At 62.5% G+C, this 18784-nt stretch carries 15 protein-coding genes; 9 read left to right on the top strand and 6 right to left on the bottom strand.

What is annotated here, in order from left to right; all coding sequences use genetic code 11:
• Positions 1-12 precede the first annotated feature (12 nt).
• Entirely contained in the window at positions 13-921 is a 909-nt protein-coding gene (locus tag FJ548_RS00815; protein ID WP_140761823.1) for a hydrogen peroxide-inducible genes activator, read from the bottom strand.
• Positions 922-1049: 128 nt separating this feature from the next.
• Between FJ548_RS00815 and katG the strand changes: the two genes are divergently transcribed.
• Positions 1050-3251, top strand: a complete 2202-nt coding sequence (gene katG / locus FJ548_RS00810; protein ID WP_140776277.1) for a catalase/peroxidase HPI — start codon at positions 1050-1052, stop codon at positions 3249-3251.
• A 70-nt stretch (positions 3252-3321) separates the two neighbouring features.
• Here katG and FJ548_RS00805 read toward each other — a convergent pair whose 3' ends face one another.
• A complete protein-coding gene (locus tag FJ548_RS00805) occupies positions 3322-3999 on the bottom strand; it encodes an MIP family channel protein (protein ID WP_140776275.1) in 678 nt (225 codons plus the stop codon).
• A gap of 324 nt (positions 4000-4323) precedes the next feature.
• On the opposite strand from FJ548_RS00805, the gene FJ548_RS00800 reads away from it, so the two are divergent.
• From FJ548_RS00800 to guaA, 4 genes are all read left to right on the top strand, one after another.
• A complete protein-coding gene (locus FJ548_RS00800) occupies positions 4324-5613 on the top strand; it encodes an RsmB/NOP family class I SAM-dependent RNA methyltransferase (protein ID WP_140776273.1) in 1290 nt (429 codons plus the stop codon).
• A gap of 134 nt (positions 5614-5747) precedes the next feature.
• On the top strand, positions 5748-6206 hold the full coding sequence (locus tag FJ548_RS00795) for a PaaI family thioesterase (protein ID WP_027146613.1): 459 nt from the start codon (positions 5748-5750) through the stop codon (positions 6204-6206).
• Positions 6207-6210: 4 nt separating this feature from the next.
• Positions 6211-6876 (top strand): 5'-methylthioadenosine/S-adenosylhomocysteine nucleosidase, encoded by a 666-nt coding sequence (locus tag FJ548_RS00790; RefSeq protein WP_140776271.1) that lies wholly within the window; start codon positions 6211-6213, stop codon positions 6874-6876.
• Between the two features lie 55 nt (positions 6877-6931).
• Positions 6932-8494, top strand: a complete 1563-nt coding sequence (gene guaA, locus FJ548_RS00785; protein WP_140776269.1) for a glutamine-hydrolyzing GMP synthase — start codon at positions 6932-6934, stop codon at positions 8492-8494.
• Between the two features lie 176 nt (positions 8495-8670).
• Here guaA and FJ548_RS30655 read toward each other — a convergent pair whose 3' ends face one another.
• Positions 8671-8793 (bottom strand): hypothetical protein, encoded by a 123-nt coding sequence (locus tag FJ548_RS30655; RefSeq protein WP_281407038.1) that lies wholly within the window; start codon positions 8791-8793, stop codon positions 8671-8673.
• A 244-nt stretch (positions 8794-9037) separates the two neighbouring features.
• On the opposite strand from FJ548_RS30655, the gene FJ548_RS00780 reads away from it, so the two are divergent.
• From FJ548_RS00780 to FJ548_RS00765, 3 genes are all read left to right on the top strand, one after another.
• Positions 9038-11587, top strand: coding sequence for a caspase family protein (locus FJ548_RS00780; protein ID WP_140776267.1), 2550 nt, complete (start codon positions 9038-9040; stop codon positions 11585-11587).
• Between the two features lie 440 nt (positions 11588-12027).
• Positions 12028-13134 carry an OmpA family protein gene (locus FJ548_RS00770; RefSeq protein WP_140776263.1) on the top strand — a complete coding sequence of 369 codons (1107 nt, stop codon included), beginning with the start codon at positions 12028-12030 and terminating at the stop codon, positions 13132-13134.
• 7 nt (positions 13135-13141) lie between these two features.
• Positions 13142-14380 (top strand): caspase domain-containing protein, encoded by a 1239-nt coding sequence (locus FJ548_RS00765; protein WP_140776261.1) that lies wholly within the window; start codon positions 13142-13144, stop codon positions 14378-14380.
• 43 nt (positions 14381-14423) lie between these two features.
• Here the strand turns inward: FJ548_RS00765 and FJ548_RS00760 are convergent, their stop codons facing one another.
• A complete protein-coding gene (locus FJ548_RS00760; protein ID WP_246678524.1) occupies positions 14424-14960 on the bottom strand; it encodes a hypothetical protein in 537 nt (178 codons plus the stop codon).
• Positions 14961-15172: 212 nt separating this feature from the next.
• On the opposite strand from FJ548_RS00760, the gene FJ548_RS00755 reads away from it, so the two are divergent.
• Positions 15173-15676 carry an OmpA family protein gene (locus FJ548_RS00755; protein WP_140776257.1) on the top strand — a complete coding sequence of 168 codons (504 nt, stop codon included), beginning with the start codon at positions 15173-15175 and terminating at the stop codon, positions 15674-15676.
• Between the two features lie 171 nt (positions 15677-15847).
• On the opposite strand, the gene FJ548_RS00750 is transcribed toward FJ548_RS00755, so the two are convergent.
• Positions 15848-18292 (bottom strand): M23 family metallopeptidase, encoded by a 2445-nt coding sequence (locus tag FJ548_RS00750; protein WP_140776255.1) that lies wholly within the window; start codon positions 18290-18292, stop codon positions 15848-15850.
• Entirely contained in the window at positions 18289-18783 is a 495-nt protein-coding gene (locus tag FJ548_RS00745) for a DUF1036 domain-containing protein (RefSeq protein ID WP_181165553.1), read from the bottom strand. The genes FJ548_RS00750 and FJ548_RS00745 overlap by 4 nt, the downstream gene beginning before the upstream one ends.
• Position 18784: the final 1 nt, after the last annotated feature.

Here is an 18784-nt window from a genome sequence, read left to right as displayed (position 1 = left end):
TCTGACCGCTCCTCAGGCTGCCAGCACCGCCGCACCGAGGCTTCGGATGATCTTGGCGAGTTCCACGCATTCGCCGTGGCGGGCATTGTTGCGCCGCCAGGCAAGGCAGATCATCCGTTGCGGCATCGGCTCCTGAAACGGCACGATCTTGAGGTCGGGGATGGCGCCGGCCGGTCCAGCCGCCATTTCGGGAATGAGCGTGACGCCGAGCCCGTGCGCCACCATCTGCAGAAGCGTGGTCAGGCTGGTAGCGCCATAGCTTGCCATCGCCACCGGCCGCACATTGCCGCAGACCGCCAACGCCTGTTCACGCAGGCAATGCCCTTCCTCGAGCAGCATCAGCCTCTCCAGTGCCGGGCTTTCGGGCGGAACCGGCGGCGAGGCAAAGGCCGGATCGCCTGATGGCACGGCCAGGAAGAACCGGTCGGAAAACAGCGCTTCGGTGATCAGCCCAGGATGGTCGAGCGGAAGTGCCGCGATAAAGGCGTCGAGCTTGCGCGATGCGGTGTCCTCGACCAAAGAGGTGGTGACCGCCTCGCGCAATTCGAGCAGCAAGGCCGGGAAATGCTTCTTCAGTTCGGGCAGGGCGCGCGGCAGAAGATAGGGGGCGACGGTTGGAATGATACCCAGCCGGAAACGCCCCTCCATGGCCGTGCGACCGTGCCGCGCCGTCGTCTCGACGTCACGTATGTCGGCCAGGATGCGCTCGATGCGCGGCAAGAGCGCGATCGCTTCGTCGGTCATTCGGACCGACCTGCCGCCGCGTTCGAACAGCCGGCAGTTCAGGCGCTGCTCCATTTCCGCGATCTGCGAGGAGAGCGCCGGCTGGCTGACGCCAGCGAGTTTCGCCGCGCGTCCGAAATGCAGCGTCTGCGCCAACGCGTCGAAATAATGCATCTGCCGGACGGTCAAGCCTATCATAAGAAAATCCTATTGAAATGAACAGGAAAGGCAATTTGTTTTTATCGCGAATGCGGCCTAGTCTGGAATCATTCCAGAATGGTGGGCCTCGGCTGCCTGGGAAACCTCGGCAAAAATTGGAGAATAAGATGGACGCGAAAACCGACGACAACAGCGCTGGCAAATGCCCCGTGGCGCATGGATCCGCCGGCAGGACCAACCGTGACTGGTGGCCGAACCAGCTCGATCTTGCCGTTCTTCATCAGCAGTCCAACCTGTCGGACCCGATGGGTGAGGACTTCGACTATGCAAAGGAATTCAAGAGTCTCGATCTCGATGCGGTGATCAAGGATCTCCGCCACGTCATGACGGATTCGCAGGATTGGTGGCCGGCCGACTTTGGCCATTACGGCCCTTTGTTCATCCGCATGGCCTGGCACAGCGCAGGCACCTATCGCATCGGTGACGGCCGTGGTGGCGCCGGAGCTGGCCAGCAGCGTTTCGCGCCGCTCAACAGCTGGCCGGACAACGCCAATCTCGACAAGGCCCGCCGCCTGCTGTGGCCGGTCAAGCAGAAATATGGCCGCAAGATCTCCTGGGCTGACCTGTTGATCCTCACCGGCAATGTCGCGCTGGAATCGATGGGCTTCAAGACTTTCGGTTTTGCCGGTGGGCGCGCCGACGTGTGGGAGCCCGAACAGGATGTGGACTGGGGTTCGGAGACCAAGTGGCTCGGTGACGAGCGTTACTCCGGCGACCGCGAGCTTCAGGGCCATCTCGGCGCCGTACAGATGGGCCTGATCTACGTCAATCCGGAAGGCCCGAACGGCAAGCCCGATCCGCTGGCCGCGGCGCGCGACATCAGGGAAACCTTCGCCCGCATGGCGATGAACGACGAGGAAACCGTGGCGCTGATCGCCGGTGGCCATACCTTCGGCAAGACCCATGGCGCCGGCGACGCCTCGCTGGTGGGGGCAGAGCCGGAAGGCGCCGGCATCGAGGCGCAGGGCCTCGGCTGGTCGAGCAAGTATGCCACCGGCATTGCCGGCGACGCCATCACTTCGGGTCTCGAGGTCACCTGGACCACGACGCCGACCAAATGGAGCAACAACTTTTTCGACAACCTCTTCAACTACGAATGGGAACTGACGAAGAGCCCGGCCGGTGCCCATCAGTGGACGCCGAAGGGCGGCGCCGGCGCCGGCACGGTGCCGGATGCGCATAATCCCTCCAAGCGTCGTGCGCCAGCGATGCTGACCACCGACCTCGCGCTGCGTTTCGACCCGGCCTATGAGAAGATCTCACGGCGTTTCCACGAGCATCCGGATCAGTTCGCCGATGCCTTCGCCCGCGCCTGGTTCAAGCTGACCCATCGCGACATGGGTCCGGTCGCGCGCTATCTCGGCCCGTTGGTGCCGAAGGAAGAACTGATCTGGCAGGATCCGATTCCGGCGATCGATCATGAACTGGTCGGCGAGCAGGACATTGCGTCGCTGAAGGCGAAGATCCTTGCATCGGGTCTGTCGGTTTCCGAGTTGGTCTCGACCGCCTGGGCCTCGGCCTCCACGTTCCGCAATTCCGACAAGCGCGGCGGCGCCAACGGCGCCCGCATCCGCCTGGCGCCGCAGAAGGACTGGGACGTCAACCAGCCGGCTGAACTGGCGAAGGTGCTTGCCAAGCTTGAAGGCATCCAGAGCGAATTCAACGCCGGCGGCAAGAAGGTCTCGCTCGCCGACCTGATCGTGCTTGGCGGCGTCGCCGCGGTCGAAAAAGCCGCCAAGGATGGCGGCCATGAGGTGAAGGTGCCGTTCACGCCCGGCCGCACGGACGCCTCGCAGGAGCAGACGGACGTGCACTCCTTTGCCGCGCTCGAGCCGAAGGTCGACGGCTTCCGCAACTATGTCAGGGGCAAGCAGCCCATGTCGGTTGAAGCGATGCTGGTTGACCGGGCACAGTTGCTGGCGCTGACGGCGCCGGAATTGACGGTGCTCGTCGGCGGTCTGCGGGTGCTCGGCGCCAACACCGGCAAGTCGAAGCACGGCGTGTTCACCGACAGGCCGGGCACGCTGACCAACGACTTCTTCGTCAATCTGCTCAGCATGAACACGGTCTGGGAGCCGGCTGCCGGCTCCGTCCCAGGCTCGGAGGAGGTGTATGAGGCTCGCGACCGCAAGACCAAGGCGGTCAAATGGACCGGCACCCGTGCCGACCTGATCTTCGGTTCGCATGCGCAACTGCGTGCGCTGGCAGAGGTCTATGGATCGGGAGACGCCGGGCAGAAATTCGTCCGGGATTTCGTTGCGGCATGGACCAAGGTGATGAACGCCGACCGCTTCGACATCGCGCGCTGATCGAGGCAGATATTCACTTAACAAAGGCGCGGGCCACGGTCCGCGCCTTTCTTCATTCAGGCCTTCGAGATCAGTCCTTTTCGAAGACACGCGCCTTGGCCACGACGCCGGCGACGGCGCCGCCGATCAGCGGCGCGACGATGAACAGCCAGAGCTGGCTGATCGCTGCACCGCCCGAGAACAGCGCCGGGCCGATGGAGCGGGCTGGATTGACCGAGGTCCCGGTGACCGGGATCATGGCGAAGTGAATGCCCGCGAGCGTCAGGCCGATGACCAATCCTGCAAATGCCGTCGAGTGCTTCTCAGCGGTAACACCGAGGATCACCGTGACGAAGGTGAAGGTGCCGATCAGCTCCCACAGGAATGCCGAGCTCACGCCCCATTTCGCCTCATCCCAGCCATTGGCACCGAAGCCGCCTATGTGGCCGCCGGCCTGGCCGGAAACGATGATCCACAACGCCAGTGAAGCCAGGATGGCGCCGATGATCTGCGCGATCCAGTAGGGAATGACGTCCTTGGCCGGCAACCGGCCGGCAAGGAAGACGCCGAGCGTCACCGCCGGATTGAGATGCGCGCCCGAAATCGGACCGATCGCATAGGCCGCCGCGATGAGACCGATGCCGAATGCCAGGCCAATGCCTTCCTGACCAAGAGGCAGCGCGCCGCCGAAGCCGCCCGTCACCACCGACGCCGTGCCGATGAATACCAACAGAAATGTGCCTAGAACTTCCGCCAGATAAGTCTTCATTGCCCTCTCCTCGTGACGATCCGCCGGTCCGCGTTTTCCGCGCCGCGAATCATGGTTGGAAGAGTATTCCCAACCGAAAAACTTGGAAATCAGAGCTGTTGCGCCATGTACGATGCTTGCGCTCACCAAGTTACGAACATTAGAGATCTTTCATTTACTGGTCGCTCTGCTGGTGCCGACCCGGATGATTTATTGATCATACAGTTCTGGCAGGCCACGGTCGGGCTGCTGCCTCGTCGCGAGTCGGAGCGGGGTTCAATCCGGACGTGAAAGGCTCTAAGAGCAGGCCGAGAGATGAATGTGCTCGATTTGATGGAATAACGAATGCGACTGGGCGGACGGCTGGCTGCGGCCATCGAAGTGCTGGAGGACATTGGCCGGCGTCACCGGCCGGTGGCCGATGCGCTGAAGGATTGGGGGCTCTCACACCGTTTCGCTGGCGGCGGGGATCGCGCCGCGATCGGCAACATCGTCTACGACGCGCTGCGCCACAAACGCTCCGCCGGCTGGCTGCTCGGCGAAGATACGCCGCGTGCCATCGGCTTCGGGGCGCTGCTGCTCGAATGGGGCCAGACGGCGCAATCACTCAACACCGTGCTCGAAGGCGACAAGTTCGCGCCGCCGCTGCTCAGCGCCACGGAACTCCAGGCAATCGCACAGCGCAGGCTTGCCGACGCGCCGCCCGCGGTTCGCGCCGACATACCCGATTGGTGCGAACCGCTTTTCGAACGGGCCTTCGGCGGGACATGGGTCGAGGAGGGCGCCGCGCTGGCCACCCGCCCGCCGCTCGACATCCGGGTCAACACGTTGCAGGCCGACCGCGCCAAAGTGCTGGCCGAGCTGGCGCAGACCGGGGCCAGCGCCGCACGGATCGCGCCACAGGGCATCCGAATCCCGCCCATCGACGGCGACGGCAGGCACCCTAACGTGCAGGCCGAGCCGGCCTTCCAGAAAGGCTGGTTCGAGGTCCAGGACGAGGGGTCGCAAATTGCCGCAGCGCTTGCCGGCGCGACGGCCGGCATGCAGGTGCTCGACTTCTGCGCCGGCGCCGGCGGCAAGACGCTGGCGCTGTCGGCCGCGATGGAAAATCGGGGCCAGATCTTTGCCCATGACGCCGAGAAGGCGCGGCTGGCGCCGATCTTCGACCGCATCCGCCGCTCGGAGAACCGCAACGTGCAGGTCGTCACCAAGCCGGCCGAACTCGCTCCGCTCGCCAACCATATGGACATCGTGCTGGTCGACGCGCCCTGTACCGGCAGCGGCACCTGGCGGCGCCGTCCCGATGCCAAATGGCGGCTGGCGCAAAGACAGCTCGACGCCCGCAAAGGCGAGCAGTCGGCGATCCTCGACGCGGCACGCGCCTATGTCAAACCCGGCGGCCTGCTGGTCTACATCACCTGTTCGGTATTCGACGACGAGAATGGCCAACAGGTCGCGGCATTCCGCGAGCGCAACAGCGGCTTTGCTCCGGTCGATCACCGTGCGCTCTGGAACAGCTGTTTTCCAGGCCATGAGGCGGCCGCGCGGATCGGCGCTGGCGGGGATGTTTCGCTGTCGCCGGCGCTGAGCGGCACTGACGGATTCTATTTCTGTGCCATGCGCAGGGCCAGTTGAACCGCACGGAGTGCCCTCATTCCGAAAGGAGTTTCCCTGCTCGGCCGAGGCCTAATGCTGCAGTGCAGCAAAAGCATTTGCTTGCCGCACATGCCTCTGCGATAAGTTTCCCGGCAAACCTGAAGGCAATCGTGATGGCGGCAAAGATCGTACCGGCTCCAGACTATGAGGATCGCGTCAGGGCGTCCTTCGCGCGCCAGCAGGCGATGGCGACCATCGGCGCCGAACTGACGCTTGTGACGCCTGGCATCATCGAGATCGAGATGCCCTATTCGGCAGCACTGACCCAGCAGCATGGGTTCTTGCATGCGGGTGTCATTTCGACCGCGCTGGACTCGGCTTGCGGCTATGCGGCGTTCTCGCTGATGCCGGAGAATTCCGGCGTGCTGACCATCGAGTTCAAGGTAAACCTTTTGGCGCCGGGCAGGGGTGAGCGCTTTCTCTTCCGTGGCTCGGTGACCAAGCCCGGTCGCACCATTATCGTTGCCGACGGCCAGGCCTATGCCTTCGCCGCCGACGGCGAGGCCAAGCTGATCGCCACCATGACGGGGACGATGATGACGATGGTTGGGCGTGATGGGATTGCAGGGTGATCCGATGGGTAACATTGTGCGGATTGGTGGCAAGGACGTCCTTTTCGTCATGGCGGCGCAGGCCGAATACGGGCCGCATTTGCAACGGTTGTTCACGCCACTGATGACGGGTGTCGGCCCGGTTGAAGCGGGCGTCAGGCTTGGCGCCGAACTGTCCTGGCTGAAGTCGGAAAAGGCGCTGCCCGATCTGGTGGTTTCACTGGGGTCTGCGGGAAGCCGGAGCCTGGAACAGACGGAAATTTATCAGGCCATCTCCGTCAGCTATCGCGACATCGATGCGTCGCCGCTCGGTTTCGAGAAAGGCGCGACGCCGTTTCTCGACCTGCCGGTGACCGCGCCGCTGCCGTTCCGCATCCCGGAGATAAAGGAGGCCACGCTGTCGACCGGTGGCGCGATCATCACCGGCGCGGCCTACGACACGATCGCGGCCGACATGGTCGACATGGAAACCTTCGCCTGCCTGCGCGCCTGCCAGCTGTTCGATGTGCCTTTGATCGGGTTGCGCGGCATTTCCGACGGCGCGGTCGATCTCAGGCATGTCGGTGACTGGACCGAATACCTCCATGTCATCGACGAGAAGCTGGCCGACGCCGTCACGCGCCTCGAACAGGCGATCGGGTCGGGCACGCTGCGGACGGATTCGCCCCGTGACGAGCCGAGACCGCTCTGAACGTCAGGCTACGCAACCCATTGCGCAGACTCATTTCTTTCTCTAAACGCTCGCCATGACAACAGCCAATCATCCCGACACCGTCCTGATTGTCGATTTCGGCAGCCAGTTTACGCAGCTCATTGCCCGCCGCATCCGCGAGGCGGGGGTGTTTTCCGAGATCGTGCCGTTCCAGTCGGCCGAGGCGGCGTTCCAGCGCATCAATCCGAAAGCCGTGATCCTGTCAGGCGGCCCTGCGTCGACCAGCGATATCGGCAGCCCGCGCGCGCCGCAGATCGTCTTCGATGCCGGCGTACCGGTGCTCGGCATCTGCTATGGCCAGATGGCGATGTGCGTGCAGATGGGCGGTGTCGCCGAAAGCTCCAACCACCGTGAATTCGGCCGCGCCTTCGTCGAGATCGAAAAGGATAGCCCGCTGTTCGAGGGCCTGTGGGCCACCGGCCAGCGCCATCAGGTCTGGATGAGCCATGGCGACCGCGTCGTCGCGCTGCCGCCGGGCTTCGAGGTCTTCGGCAAGTCGGAAAGCTCGCCCTTCGCCATCTTCGGCAATGTCGAGCGCAGGATGTACGGCATCATGTTCCACCCCGAGGTGGTGCACACGCCCGACGGTGCAAGGCTGCTCAGGAATTTCGTCCATAACATCGCCGGCATCGAGGGCGACTGGACAATGCGCGCCTATCGTGAGCACGCGGTCGAGGCGATCCGCAAGCAGGTCGGCAAGGGCAAGGTCATCTGCGCGCTGTCGGGCGGCGTGGACTCCTCGGTCGCCGCGCTGCTGATCCACGAGGCAGTCGGCGACCAGCTGACCTGCATCCTCGTCGACCACGGCCTGATGCGCAAGGACGAGGCGGCGGGCGTGGTTTCGATGTTCCGCCAGCATTACAATCTGCCGCTGATCCTGGTCGATGCCTCCGACAAGTTCATCTCGGCGCTGGAAGGCGAGTCGGACCCGGAGAAGAAGCGCAAGACCATCGGCCGGCTGTTTATCGAGGTGTTCGAGGAAGAGGCGCAGAAACTCGGCGGCGCCGATTTCCTGGCGCAGGGCACGCTCTATCCCGACGTCATCGAGAGCGTCTCCTTCACCGGCGGCCCGTCGGTGACCATCAAGTCGCACCACAATGTCGGCGGCCTGCCCGAGCGCATGAACATGCAGCTGGTCGAGCCGCTGCGCGAACTGTTCAAGGACGAGGTGAGGGCGCTGGGCAAGGAACTCGGCCTGCCCGAAAGCTTCATCGGCCGCCATCCGTTCCCCGGCCCCGGCCTCGCCATCCGCTGCCCGGGCGGCATCACGCGCGAGAAGCTGGAGATCCTGCGCGAGGCCGACGCGATCTACCTCGACGAAATCCGCAAGGCTGGCCTCTACGACGCCATCTGGCAGGCCTTCGCCGTGCTGCTGCCGGTGCAGACCGTTGGCGTGATGGGCGACGGGCGCACCTACGAATTCGTCTGCGCCCTGCGCGCCGTCACGTCGGTCGACGGCATGACGGCCGATTTCTACCACTACGACATGAATTTCCTGGGTGCCGCCGCCACACGCATCATCAATGAGGTGCGCGGCATCAACCGCGTCGTCTACGACGTGACGTCAAAGCCGCCAGGCACGATCGAGTGGGAATGATTTTGGGCCTTCGCGCACTATCGCGTGCTATCGGAATAGCCCTACAAACGACTGGTTTAATAAGCAGAAATCTTCGCCCGTCGATCGCGAACGATCGCGTGCAAAAGGACCGTTCTGACGGTCTTTTTGACGGTATCCGTTTTCTTGTCCGCGCGCCAAAATCGAAAAGTGCCTTTTCATTGGGAATCACCAGCTGCGTTTCCCGCAGATGCGTTCCATGCCGGCAGCCATCCTTTCGCGGCCAGGGCCGGATCGCCAGCTTCAATGGCCAGCGGAATACCGTCGAACATGATCTTCATGTCCTCGAGCTCCGCCGAAATCTCATTGCGCTTGCCGTTGCAATCCGAGGCGTCGATTCGCCCAGCTTATTGCGGTACCCACGCCACTGGGCTATTTTAACAGTTGATTGGGTGCGGCATCTGCCAGCCATTGCGGATGCCTTTCGTGCCTTGCCGTTTCGGCGGATGTGAAGTCTTTAACGGACCGCGGCGTCACAAGCTGTGTCTTGTGACCCGACAGGTCACTAGCAGTTAAGGATGAGCCATGCTGCGATGTTGTGCTTTCATTGCGGCCCTGATCCTCGCGAGCTTCACGGCGTTCCAAGCTTGCGCCGATCGAAGGGTTGCGCTTGTCATCGGCAATTCCGAGTACCGCGAAATTCCGGCTCTGAAGAATCCGGAGAAGGACGCCGACGATGTGTCGAACACCTTCCGGCTGGCCGGATTCGACGTGTTCGTCGCTAAGGATCTCACCAAAATTGAGTTCGAAAAGCAGTTCCGCAACTACCTTGCGGCGGCGGACGGCGCTGATCTTGCGGTCGTGTACTATTCTGGCCATGGGTTTCAGATCGGCGGTGAAAATTTCCTGATCCCGGTCGATGCATCGCTCAGGAACGCGGCTGACATTGAGGTGCAGGCCGTAAAGCTCAACGATGTGCTGCAGCAGTTGCGCGCGAAATCGAAGATCCAGGTGATCATCCTCGACGCCTGCCGCAACAATCCGTTTCCACGCAAGGACTATTGGTTGCGAGACCAGCTGATCACTGCCGGCGACACCGGTCTTGCGCAGGTGAAAAGTTCGCTGAACACGCTTATAGCCTTCGCCACCGAACCCGGTGCTGTCGCTTATGACGGAAGTGGCGATCTCAGTCCTTTTTCCTCCGCCTTCTCCCGTCGCGCGCTGGCGCCGAACCAGGAGATACGCTCGGTGATGGCGGCCGTTCGCCGTGATGTGGTCGAGGCTACGGCTGGCAAGCAGGTGCCTTGGGAAAACTCATCGCTGATCGACGAGGTCGTCCTTATGCGTCGCACCAGCCGGCCCGCACTGCCGCCGGTGCTGGAAAAGGTCGTGCCGTCCGGCGTTGGGCCTGTCGCGCTCGACCTCCCGGAGCCGGTCGATGTCGACGGCGGCGCGGTCACCGTCAGCATCGAGAGACCGCCGGCGTTGGGGCGTCTGATCTTGGATGGCAAGCCGGTTGCGGCGGGTGAGCCGATCTCCGGCAAAGATCTTCCGCGATTGGAGATGGAGGTGCCCAAGGGTGCTGGCGCCCAGGAAGAAGTCGATATGCTGGCCTATGCAACGCGCGACAATTGGGGCGGCGAATCGCAAGGCATCCTGGTGTTCCGGGTCAAGAATGGGGAGGGTGCCGAGGGCAAGCAACTCGTGGCCTCGCTCGAGTCCGAGCAGAAACAGGAAGTGGTGGAACGGGGCATTCACATTACCGGCGCCGCCGAAGCGATCGAAAACCGTGACGTACAGGTTCCCGTCGGCGTAGGCCCGGTTCCGTTGAAGCTGGATTTCCCGACCAGGGATCCCGCGGTCAGCCTGAAGCTTGCGAGCTACCCGGCAACCGGGACACTGTCCCTGCCGGATCGGACCTTGTCTCCGGATTCGAGCCTGATGGCCGATGAAGTCGACCACTTGCGCTACGAACCCCAGATTGGCGCCGTCAAACCACTGATAGTCGGCTTCGAAATCAGGGCTGACAACACGTCGTCGAAACCGGCGACGATGAAGCTGTCACCAACCGTCGATCCCTGCGACAGAGAGGCCGGTGAGCCTCTCGACCTGCAGGGCGTCGTCCCCGGCCTGCTGCCGAACGAAATCAGCAGCAACGCCGTTGACGTCTGCCGAGCGGCGGTGAAAGCCTATCCGGACGTCGCGCGCTTCCGCTACCAGCTCGGTCGGGCGCTGCTTGCGGTCGGCAAGGTCGATGAGGCCAAGAAGGCGATCCAGGAGGCTGCCGACAAGGGGCACGTCCGCGCGGTGTTCGAGCTTGGCTACCTCAACGCGACGGGAATAGGATCGGCTGTCGATCCAACGAAAGCAAACGTCTTCTATTCCGCTGCATCCGACAAGGGAGATCCTTACGGGATGACCGCGTGGGGCCGCGCTCTGTTCAATGGTTTCGGGGGGCAGCGTGATACGAGCAAGGGATTGGACTTGCTGCTCAAGGGCGCGGCGATGGGGCACACCTATGCCATGAACGAGCTCGCTTCGATTTTCACGGATGGCCGCCATGGCGTGCCTGCGGACTATGCTCGCGCGGTAGCCTTTCTCAAGGCGGGCGTCGAGCGGCAGGACATGTATTCGATGAACCTTTTGGGCCGCAACTATCTCACCGGCAGGGGCGTAGAAAAGGATCCGAAACAGGCGCAGGCGCTTTTCCAGAAGGCGATGGATCTTGGTCAGCCCTATGCTCCTGCCAGTCTTGCACGCATGTACCGGGATGGTGTTGGTGTGGCGCAGGATCTTGCAGAAGCGCAAAGATTGTTCGAATTGGCTACTGCCCGAGGGGACTACTCCGGTGCGTATGATCGTGCAGCTCTTGAGATGCAGAAGGGCAACAAGGCCGACCAGGTTGTAGCTGTCCGGTATCTCGCATTCGCGGTCGGGCTAGATCTTCGTGATGAGCTGCCGAGTGCACAGACAACATTGGCGCAGTTTGGCGCAAAGCCGAAGACGGCTGCCCTCAAGCAGTTGCGCTCGGAACTCAAATCGAAAATCCCGGCGGGCGGCTCGGTCGACGACCAATTGATCAAGGCGGCGAGAGCTGTCTGGGAGCAAGCCAACCCGCGTCGGGACTTGTTCTGATCAATAGGGAGATAAGGTGGTGGGCAGGGCATTGAAACAGGCAATCATCGCAACGATCCTATCCGGTGTTTTGGCGACCACTGGATGCACCACCGTGACCCCTACGGTTGAGCCGGCATCGACAACGAAACATCGAAGCAAGGTCGTTCGTACGACGACCGCGCCAAAGGTCATCAGACGGAAACAGGTGACCGTTAAGAAACTGATCAAACCCGTTCAGAATGAAACTCCGCCTGTCATTACGCCTTTAGGAGGAGGAGGAGGCGGCGGCACTGCAGGAAGCGGTCACAGTTGGTGACGAGAGTCATGAAGACCGTCGATCTTGCAAAATAGTTGGTCCGCTCTCACTTCGCCTTGAACCGCTCGCCAAGCGGATGCAAGTGCTTTATTGTTCCGGCTCGTGCCGGTATCGAGATAGGGTTGTCCTGCGGGGGCGTTCCATGTTCGAAGTCGTCGCATTTTGGCGTAAGGTGCGGGCGGGGACTGCCGCACAGCACATTGGCCTGATCGCTGCAGCGATCGTTGGATTGCTGGTCTTCGGAACGGCAAAGGCAAGCGCCGCGGCGAACTGGACGCTCGATCCTGCCGCCTCGGTGCTCACCTACCAGTCGGTCAAGAAGAACACGATCGTCGAGACCAACAAGATCAGGAACATCACCGGCACGCTGAGTTCCGCCGGTGACGCCAAGATCAGCTTCGATCTCAATTCCGTCGACACGGGTGTCGATCTCCGCAATGTGCGCATGCGCTTCCTGTTCTTCGAGACATTCAAGTATCCGACGGCCGAGCTGACGGCCAAGGTGGACCCGGCCGCATTTGCCGACTTGCCGGTCAAACGCCGGATCAAGGCGACCTTGCCATTCCGGCTGAGCCTGCACGGTGTCGACAAGGACCTGGAGGCGAGCGTCGTCGTGACCATGATCAGCGACACTCAGGTCTCCGTTGCTTCCGAGGCTCCCGTCGCGGTGCATGTCGAGGACTTCGGCCTGCTGCCGAACGTCGACAAGCTGCAGCAGGCTGCCAATGTGACGAACATAGTGCCCACCGCCTCGGTGTCCTTTGACTTCGTCTTCATTGCCGACGGCAGCAAGCCGGCTGCGGTGCAGACCGTCGCTGCCGGCGCCGCCGATGTCGGTCCGGTGGCCACCGATGCCGCGAAGACCAATTTCAGCGATGAGGAGTGCCTCAACCGGTTTGCCGTACTGTCGCGCACCGGCGCCATCTACTTCCGCCCGGCAAGCGTCAGGCTCGATGCCAAGAGCCGTCCGCTGCTGGCGGAGGTCGAAGGTGTCGTCGGCAAGTGTCCGACGCTCAAGGTCGAAGTGTCCGGCCACACCGACTCCGATGGATCGCCCGAGGCAAACAAAACGCTTTCGGAACGGCGCGCCCAGGCGGTTGCCAATGCATTGGTCGCCGACGGCGTGCCGCGCAGCCAGATCAGTGCCGCCGGCTATGGCGAGGATCGGCCGGTTGCCGCCAACGACACGCCAAAGAACAAGGCGCTCAATCGGCGGATCGAATTCTCCGCCACGAAGCTCGCGAACTGAGGTCGGGGTGGGCTCCCGTCCAATCGCGTTTTGCGCCGGCTTGCTTCGCGGCGCTGGTCTTGCCGCCCTTGTCTTGCTTTTGACTTTGACGGTCGCCAGCGCCGAGCGCCGGGTCGCGCTCGTGCTCGGCAACTCGCAGTACCAGCACGCCGCGCCGCTCGCCAACCCTGTGCGCGATGCCCAGGCGATGGCCGAGCGCTTGCGGAACATTGGTTTCGAGGTGATCTCCGGCTTCGACCTTACCAAGCAGCAGACCCAGGCCACGGTCGCCCAGTTCGCCAAGCAGGTGCGCGGCGCCGATGTGGCGCTTTTCTTCTATGCCGGCCACGGCTTGCAGGTTTCAGGTAAGAACTATCTGCTTCCGGTGGATGCCGCGCTCGAGGACGAGACCTCGCTCGACTTTGAGACCGTGTCTGTCGATTTCATCCTGCGCCAGATGTCTCGTGAGACCAGCATAAGGCTGGTGTTCCTGGACGCATGCCGCGACAATCCCCTGGCCGATGTGCTGGCAAAGACCGCGGGCATCAAAGGTGCAAGCAGCGGGCTTGCGGAAATTCCGATCGAGAATGGCGGCGCGGGAACGCTTGTCGCCTTCGCGGCCAGTCCCAACCAGCTCGCCTATGATGGCTCCGGCGACCACTCGCCCTTCACGACGGCATTGCTCCAGCACATTGGAGAATCAAATGTCTCCATCACCGAAGCGATGAACAGGGTGACCAGCGACGTCTTCAAGGCGACCGCCGGCAAGCAACGGCCCTGGATCAATGTTTCTTTGACCACCGAGGTTGTCCTGCACAAGGTCGATCTCAACGCGCCGCTGATCGTCGGCGAGGCCAGCGTTCCGCCGGCTGAAGCCGGCTCCGGAACCCGCAACACCGGCGCGTCGTCCGGCCAGGCCGACGACCAGCTTGCGCTCGATCTTCTACGCGCGAAAATTCCTAAGCTCGCGACTGACGGCCCGATTCTTTTCGATCGTCCCGTCAAGTTCGGCGACCCGGCGATCGACGGCAAGAGCATCGCCCAGTTGATCAGGAGCGAACCACTTTTCAGTCCGGTGGAAGGCCTCGACAAGTCGGTTTGGGAAGGCAAGCATTGCGACACCTGCCATGAGTGGAACGAAGCAAGATTGTGCGAGCAGGCGAAGAATTTCGCCGCCAACGACGTCTCGGTCCTGCGCCTGCAGCATCCGCTCGGTACCCGCTTCAAGGTCGCTCTGGCCAGATGGGCACAAGGCGGTTGCCGGTGATGCTGGCCCGATGCCAGCGATGACGGCGGATCGGCGAAAGCCGTTACGCCTCCATTTCCGCCATCTGGATGCCCATTTCGACAAAGGCGGAAAGCACGGTAAACCGGTCTGCCTGCGAGGCGCGGGCGAGCCCGGCCAGAATTCCGGCATTGACGGCATGGGCGGCAGGAAATCCGGTCGACACCATGTTGAGGGTCGGCTCACGCCACACCGCTGCCAAAGCGATCCAGGCGGCCGGCGTCGCCGGCGGCAGGTCCAAGGCATTGCTCAGGGCGGCTTGATGGTGAGGATTGTCGGGTTCGCCGACGCGGTCGTGGACAAGCGCCAGCAATTCGAGATCCCGCTCCGCGAGGAGCTCAACAAGATTGCTCAGGCATTCATGTCCCCACCAGACGGCGGCTCGCTCGGGCAGGAGATAGGCGCAGAACGTGACGGCTTCTTCCGGCACCCGCCCGGCAAGCAAGGCACGGCAAAAATCAAGCGGCGGCTGACCGGTAGCCAGCGATTTCATGTCCCTGGCGATGGCGGGACAAGCAAGAAACAGATCCCGTGCCGTTCTGTATCCGAGTTCATTGGCCATGGCTGCCACACCCCGAAAGCCAGCGGAATAGCACTGAAGCCTGTGGCCGGGCGCCGGTCAAGCGTCAGTGTTGGCAGGTCGGCAGCCGCGAGCAGCACGCGTTTGTTCGCAGACAATCGCTTGCCGATTTGATATGGTACGCGCCAGCGAAATCCTCTCGGACAGGAGTAACGGTCATGCGATGGGGCAGTTCAGCCTTGGCATTGGCGGCCATGCTTCTTTCAACGCACGTCTCCGCCGATCCGCTTCAGAAGTCGGAAGACATCGTGAAGTTCTTCGCCGGCCAGCCAGGCAATCTGGGCGCCTCGCGGGGCATCTGCGTCGGCACGGAGGAAGAGTGCAAGAGCAAGGCTGAGAAGACTGGCTCGGCTTCACAAAAAACCGGTCTCGACATGATGATCAATTTCGCCCTTGATTCCGCGCAACTCGACCAGATCGCGCGCACCGAACTCGACGAGTTCGCCAAGGCGCTGAAGGACAATCGGCTGAAAACGTTCAGCTTTGTCGTTGAAGGTCACACCGATGCAACCGGCTCGGATCGCTATAACCAGGACCTTTCGGAGCGAAGGGCGCAGTCGGTGGCGGCCTTCCTGACGGCGAACGGCGTGGAATCTACCAGGCTCGAAGCAATCGGCCTTGGCAAATCGCATCCGCGCGTCGCCAATCCTTACGATCCTGTCAACCGCCGCGTGGAAATGCGCATCAGGACCGAATAGGCGACTGGCGCCAGGCCGATCCGTTAAAGGCGATACAGTCAAACGGGAGTCCAACTCCAGGAAAATCGTGAAACGGCTTTCCCGGGAAAAGCGCATCGCGCCTTCCCTTGGGAGTTGCCTCAAAACAAAGAGATAGAGCGGTTCACCGTTTCCTCGAAGCGGTGAAATGCGCTAGCCTGGCCCAGGCGTATCCTGGATTGAATTGAGCAGGGTCGCTATTGCCTGCTTGTATTTTTCGAACTCCGGCGATGTCTGCCTGAGTTCGGTCGTGGTCGTCGCCGGCTGGCTTACATCCGTCAAAACGCGCGGCGCTTTCTGTCCCATCTTCCGTTCGGCCCAGTCAACGACATAGCTGGCGGTCTTGCCGATGAGAAACGGGTTGGCCTCGATCACGGCCGAGCCCAGAACGGCGCTCAATTGCGACGAGCCGGGCGCGGCCAGCACCTGGTGCGCTCCCTCCATGCCAAGGAAGTGGCAGAGGTAAAGGCGTCCTGCCGTTATCTGGTGGCCGCGGGCGCGCAGATAGGCCTCGCCTTCGCGCGCGAGGTTACGCACCATCTCGCGCGACAAAGTCAAGTCATAGCGAAGCGCGAGCAGGTCAGCGGTCGAGAGCGAACGGGCAAGATCGGGACGATAGGTGTTCATCATCCGGATCCAGGTCTTGGTGATGAACTGGCCGGCGCCGGTTGCTGACGAGTTGGGGTTCTTGGCACGGGCGCTGCCGCCGCTTTCGACATGCACGATCCGGTCGGTTAGCGTCTCGACGGCAGAATCGCCAGAGCTGCCGGCCCCGCCGGGATTGGCGGAATCAGCGCTGGCAACCGTGGTGACCGTCCCGAGGGGATCGATCGCTTCGCCGTTCTGATAAAGCTCGAAATGCAGATGCGGTCCGGTCGAGAGCCCGGTGGTGCCAATATAGCCGATGACGTCGCCGGCCCTCACCTTGGTGCCGACGCCGCTGGCTATGGCAAATTTCTGCATGTGCGCGTAGCGCGTCTCGCGCCCGTTTGAATGGGCGATCTTGACCAGATTGCCATAGCTGCCGCCATCGCCCTGGAAACTGATCTCGCCGTCGAAGGCGGCCAGGATCGGCGTGCCGATTGGAGCCGCCCAGTCGACGCCATTGTGGATTCTAACCGTGCCGAGGATCGGATGCTTACGGGGGCCGAAGGTCGACGTCATCACCCCGCTCACCGGCGTGACCATGCCGTTGATGACGGTCAGCGAACGAACCTGATCATCGCCGGTCACGCAGGCATACTGACCGTCGCTTTGCTGGAAGACGAAGCAGTCGAGGTTCTTGTCCTTACCCAGGACGCCGACGTAAAGCACCCGTCCGGAGATATCGCCCTGGCCGCGCGGTGTCTGCGAGTAGATCAGCACCAAGCGCTGGTCCTCGCTGGCGAAAGCGTCCAGATCCTGTCCTCTCGACAGATACATGATCGCTTCGCCGATCACGCTGGTCGGCACCTTGTTGCGCGCCGCGGTCGAGTAGATTGCGTCGAGCAGGCGATACTGCCGCTTGGGCCCGCCCTGATCCGAGGCACCGGAATAGTTGAAGAGGTCTTCGCGGACCCAGGGGTCGACGCCTGAAACGAAGGCGCCGGCCGCATTGCGCGTCAGCGTACCGACATAGACGTTCCTTGCGTAGACGGAGACCTGCATCAGCGACATGGTCGTCGTCTCGCGGTTCGGCCGGAAACCGCGCAACGCGACCACAAAACCGGGTTCGAGTCCGTCGCGGTTGAACAGCGCTTTCAGCGCCTCGCCCGCAAGCCTGGCATCGTCCGCGGAGAAATGGGCGTCGAGCACCACGCCATCCAGGCTGCGGTCGTTGAGGATTTTCACGAAAGTATCCTCCGTGGCCTCGAAGCGCTGATATTCGCTGATGACGGTCTCGACGGTGGTGTTGTTCTCGATCGCGGTTTTCTTGAAGGCGGGGAGCGCTGCCTCGCCTTGGTCGATGGTCTCGCCCCAGCCGGCCTCAGGATCGTCTGCGTCGGCTTTGGGTGCGGAACTGGCGGGGATCTCGCCCCCTTCCGGCGGCGCCTGCAGGTCGTTCGCCAGATCGCTTCGTTCATCGTTGGGCGCCACGGCAGGTGCGGGCGAAGTCGGTTGCTGCTCGTCCGGTGCTGCGGCGGAAGGCTTCGGAGCAGCCTGCCGCTGCGCCTGGAAAAAGGCAAAATCCTCCTGCGTTGAGGGGATCGTCGTCATGAATTTCTCGCTGGTGCTCAGCATCACGTCGGACAGAATCTCGATTTGCGGCGAAGCCCCGGAAGTGTCGAGTTCGGCCGGGCGCGCAACCGTATGGCCCTTCGAGGCGGTGTCGGCATCGGGCGCCAGCGTGATCCACATCGGGTCGCCGGCAAGGTCGATGATGGCCGGCACATAGACCGAGGCGTCGGGCGGCACGTCTTCCATACCTTCGACCGGATGCAGGTCTTCATCCTCGTCGCCGAACGACCAGTCATCCTTGGTCAGATAGAAGCCGGTCGCGATCGCGATGATGGTGAGCGCAGCAATGCCGGCAAGAAAGCGGCGCCAAAATTTGCGTCTGCGCTCGCTCTGGCGCGCCAGCTTCTTCTGTTTGAAGCTCGTGTCGATGCTGTGCGTCACGGGCTGTTTCCGGTCAGAAAATAGGTCCAGCGCACCTGCTCGAGGGTATCGACCTCGACGAAACGCGCCGCGATATGACCTCGCTGCCAGCACTCTTCGATGCCACGGATAGAGAAGCGGCGCCGATCGACACACATCTCAGTCGATCCGTCGAGGATCGCATGGCCGAACACATCGGTCGCGTACAGGTAGATGTACCGGTTGGTCAGCTCCTCGCGGATGACGTTCACGCACTGGTTGGCGCCGATGGTCCACCAGCCGTCGGTCTGGTCGGCATTGTCGACCTTCTGTCCAACGGCGAGATTGACGACATCGAGCGTCTGGTTGCAGACGGTGAATTCGGCGTGCGCGCTGTTGGTCGAGAGGATAAAGAGCAGCGCCGCGCCGAACAGCGCGGAAAATGCCACGCGGGCGGAGAAGCCCAGCAAGAATCGAAACCAGTCTATGCGCGTCAAAGCCTGGCAAAATGAATGCAGGTAGCGAGGGTCCATC

Origin of the sequence: Mesorhizobium sp. B2-4-17, assembly GCF_006441275.1 — a bacterium.
Taxonomy (GTDB): domain Bacteria; phylum Pseudomonadota; class Alphaproteobacteria; order Rhizobiales; family Rhizobiaceae; genus Mesorhizobium.
The sequence above is the reverse complement of the archived record's forward strand: the minus strand, read 5'-3'. Positions and strand labels throughout refer to the sequence as shown.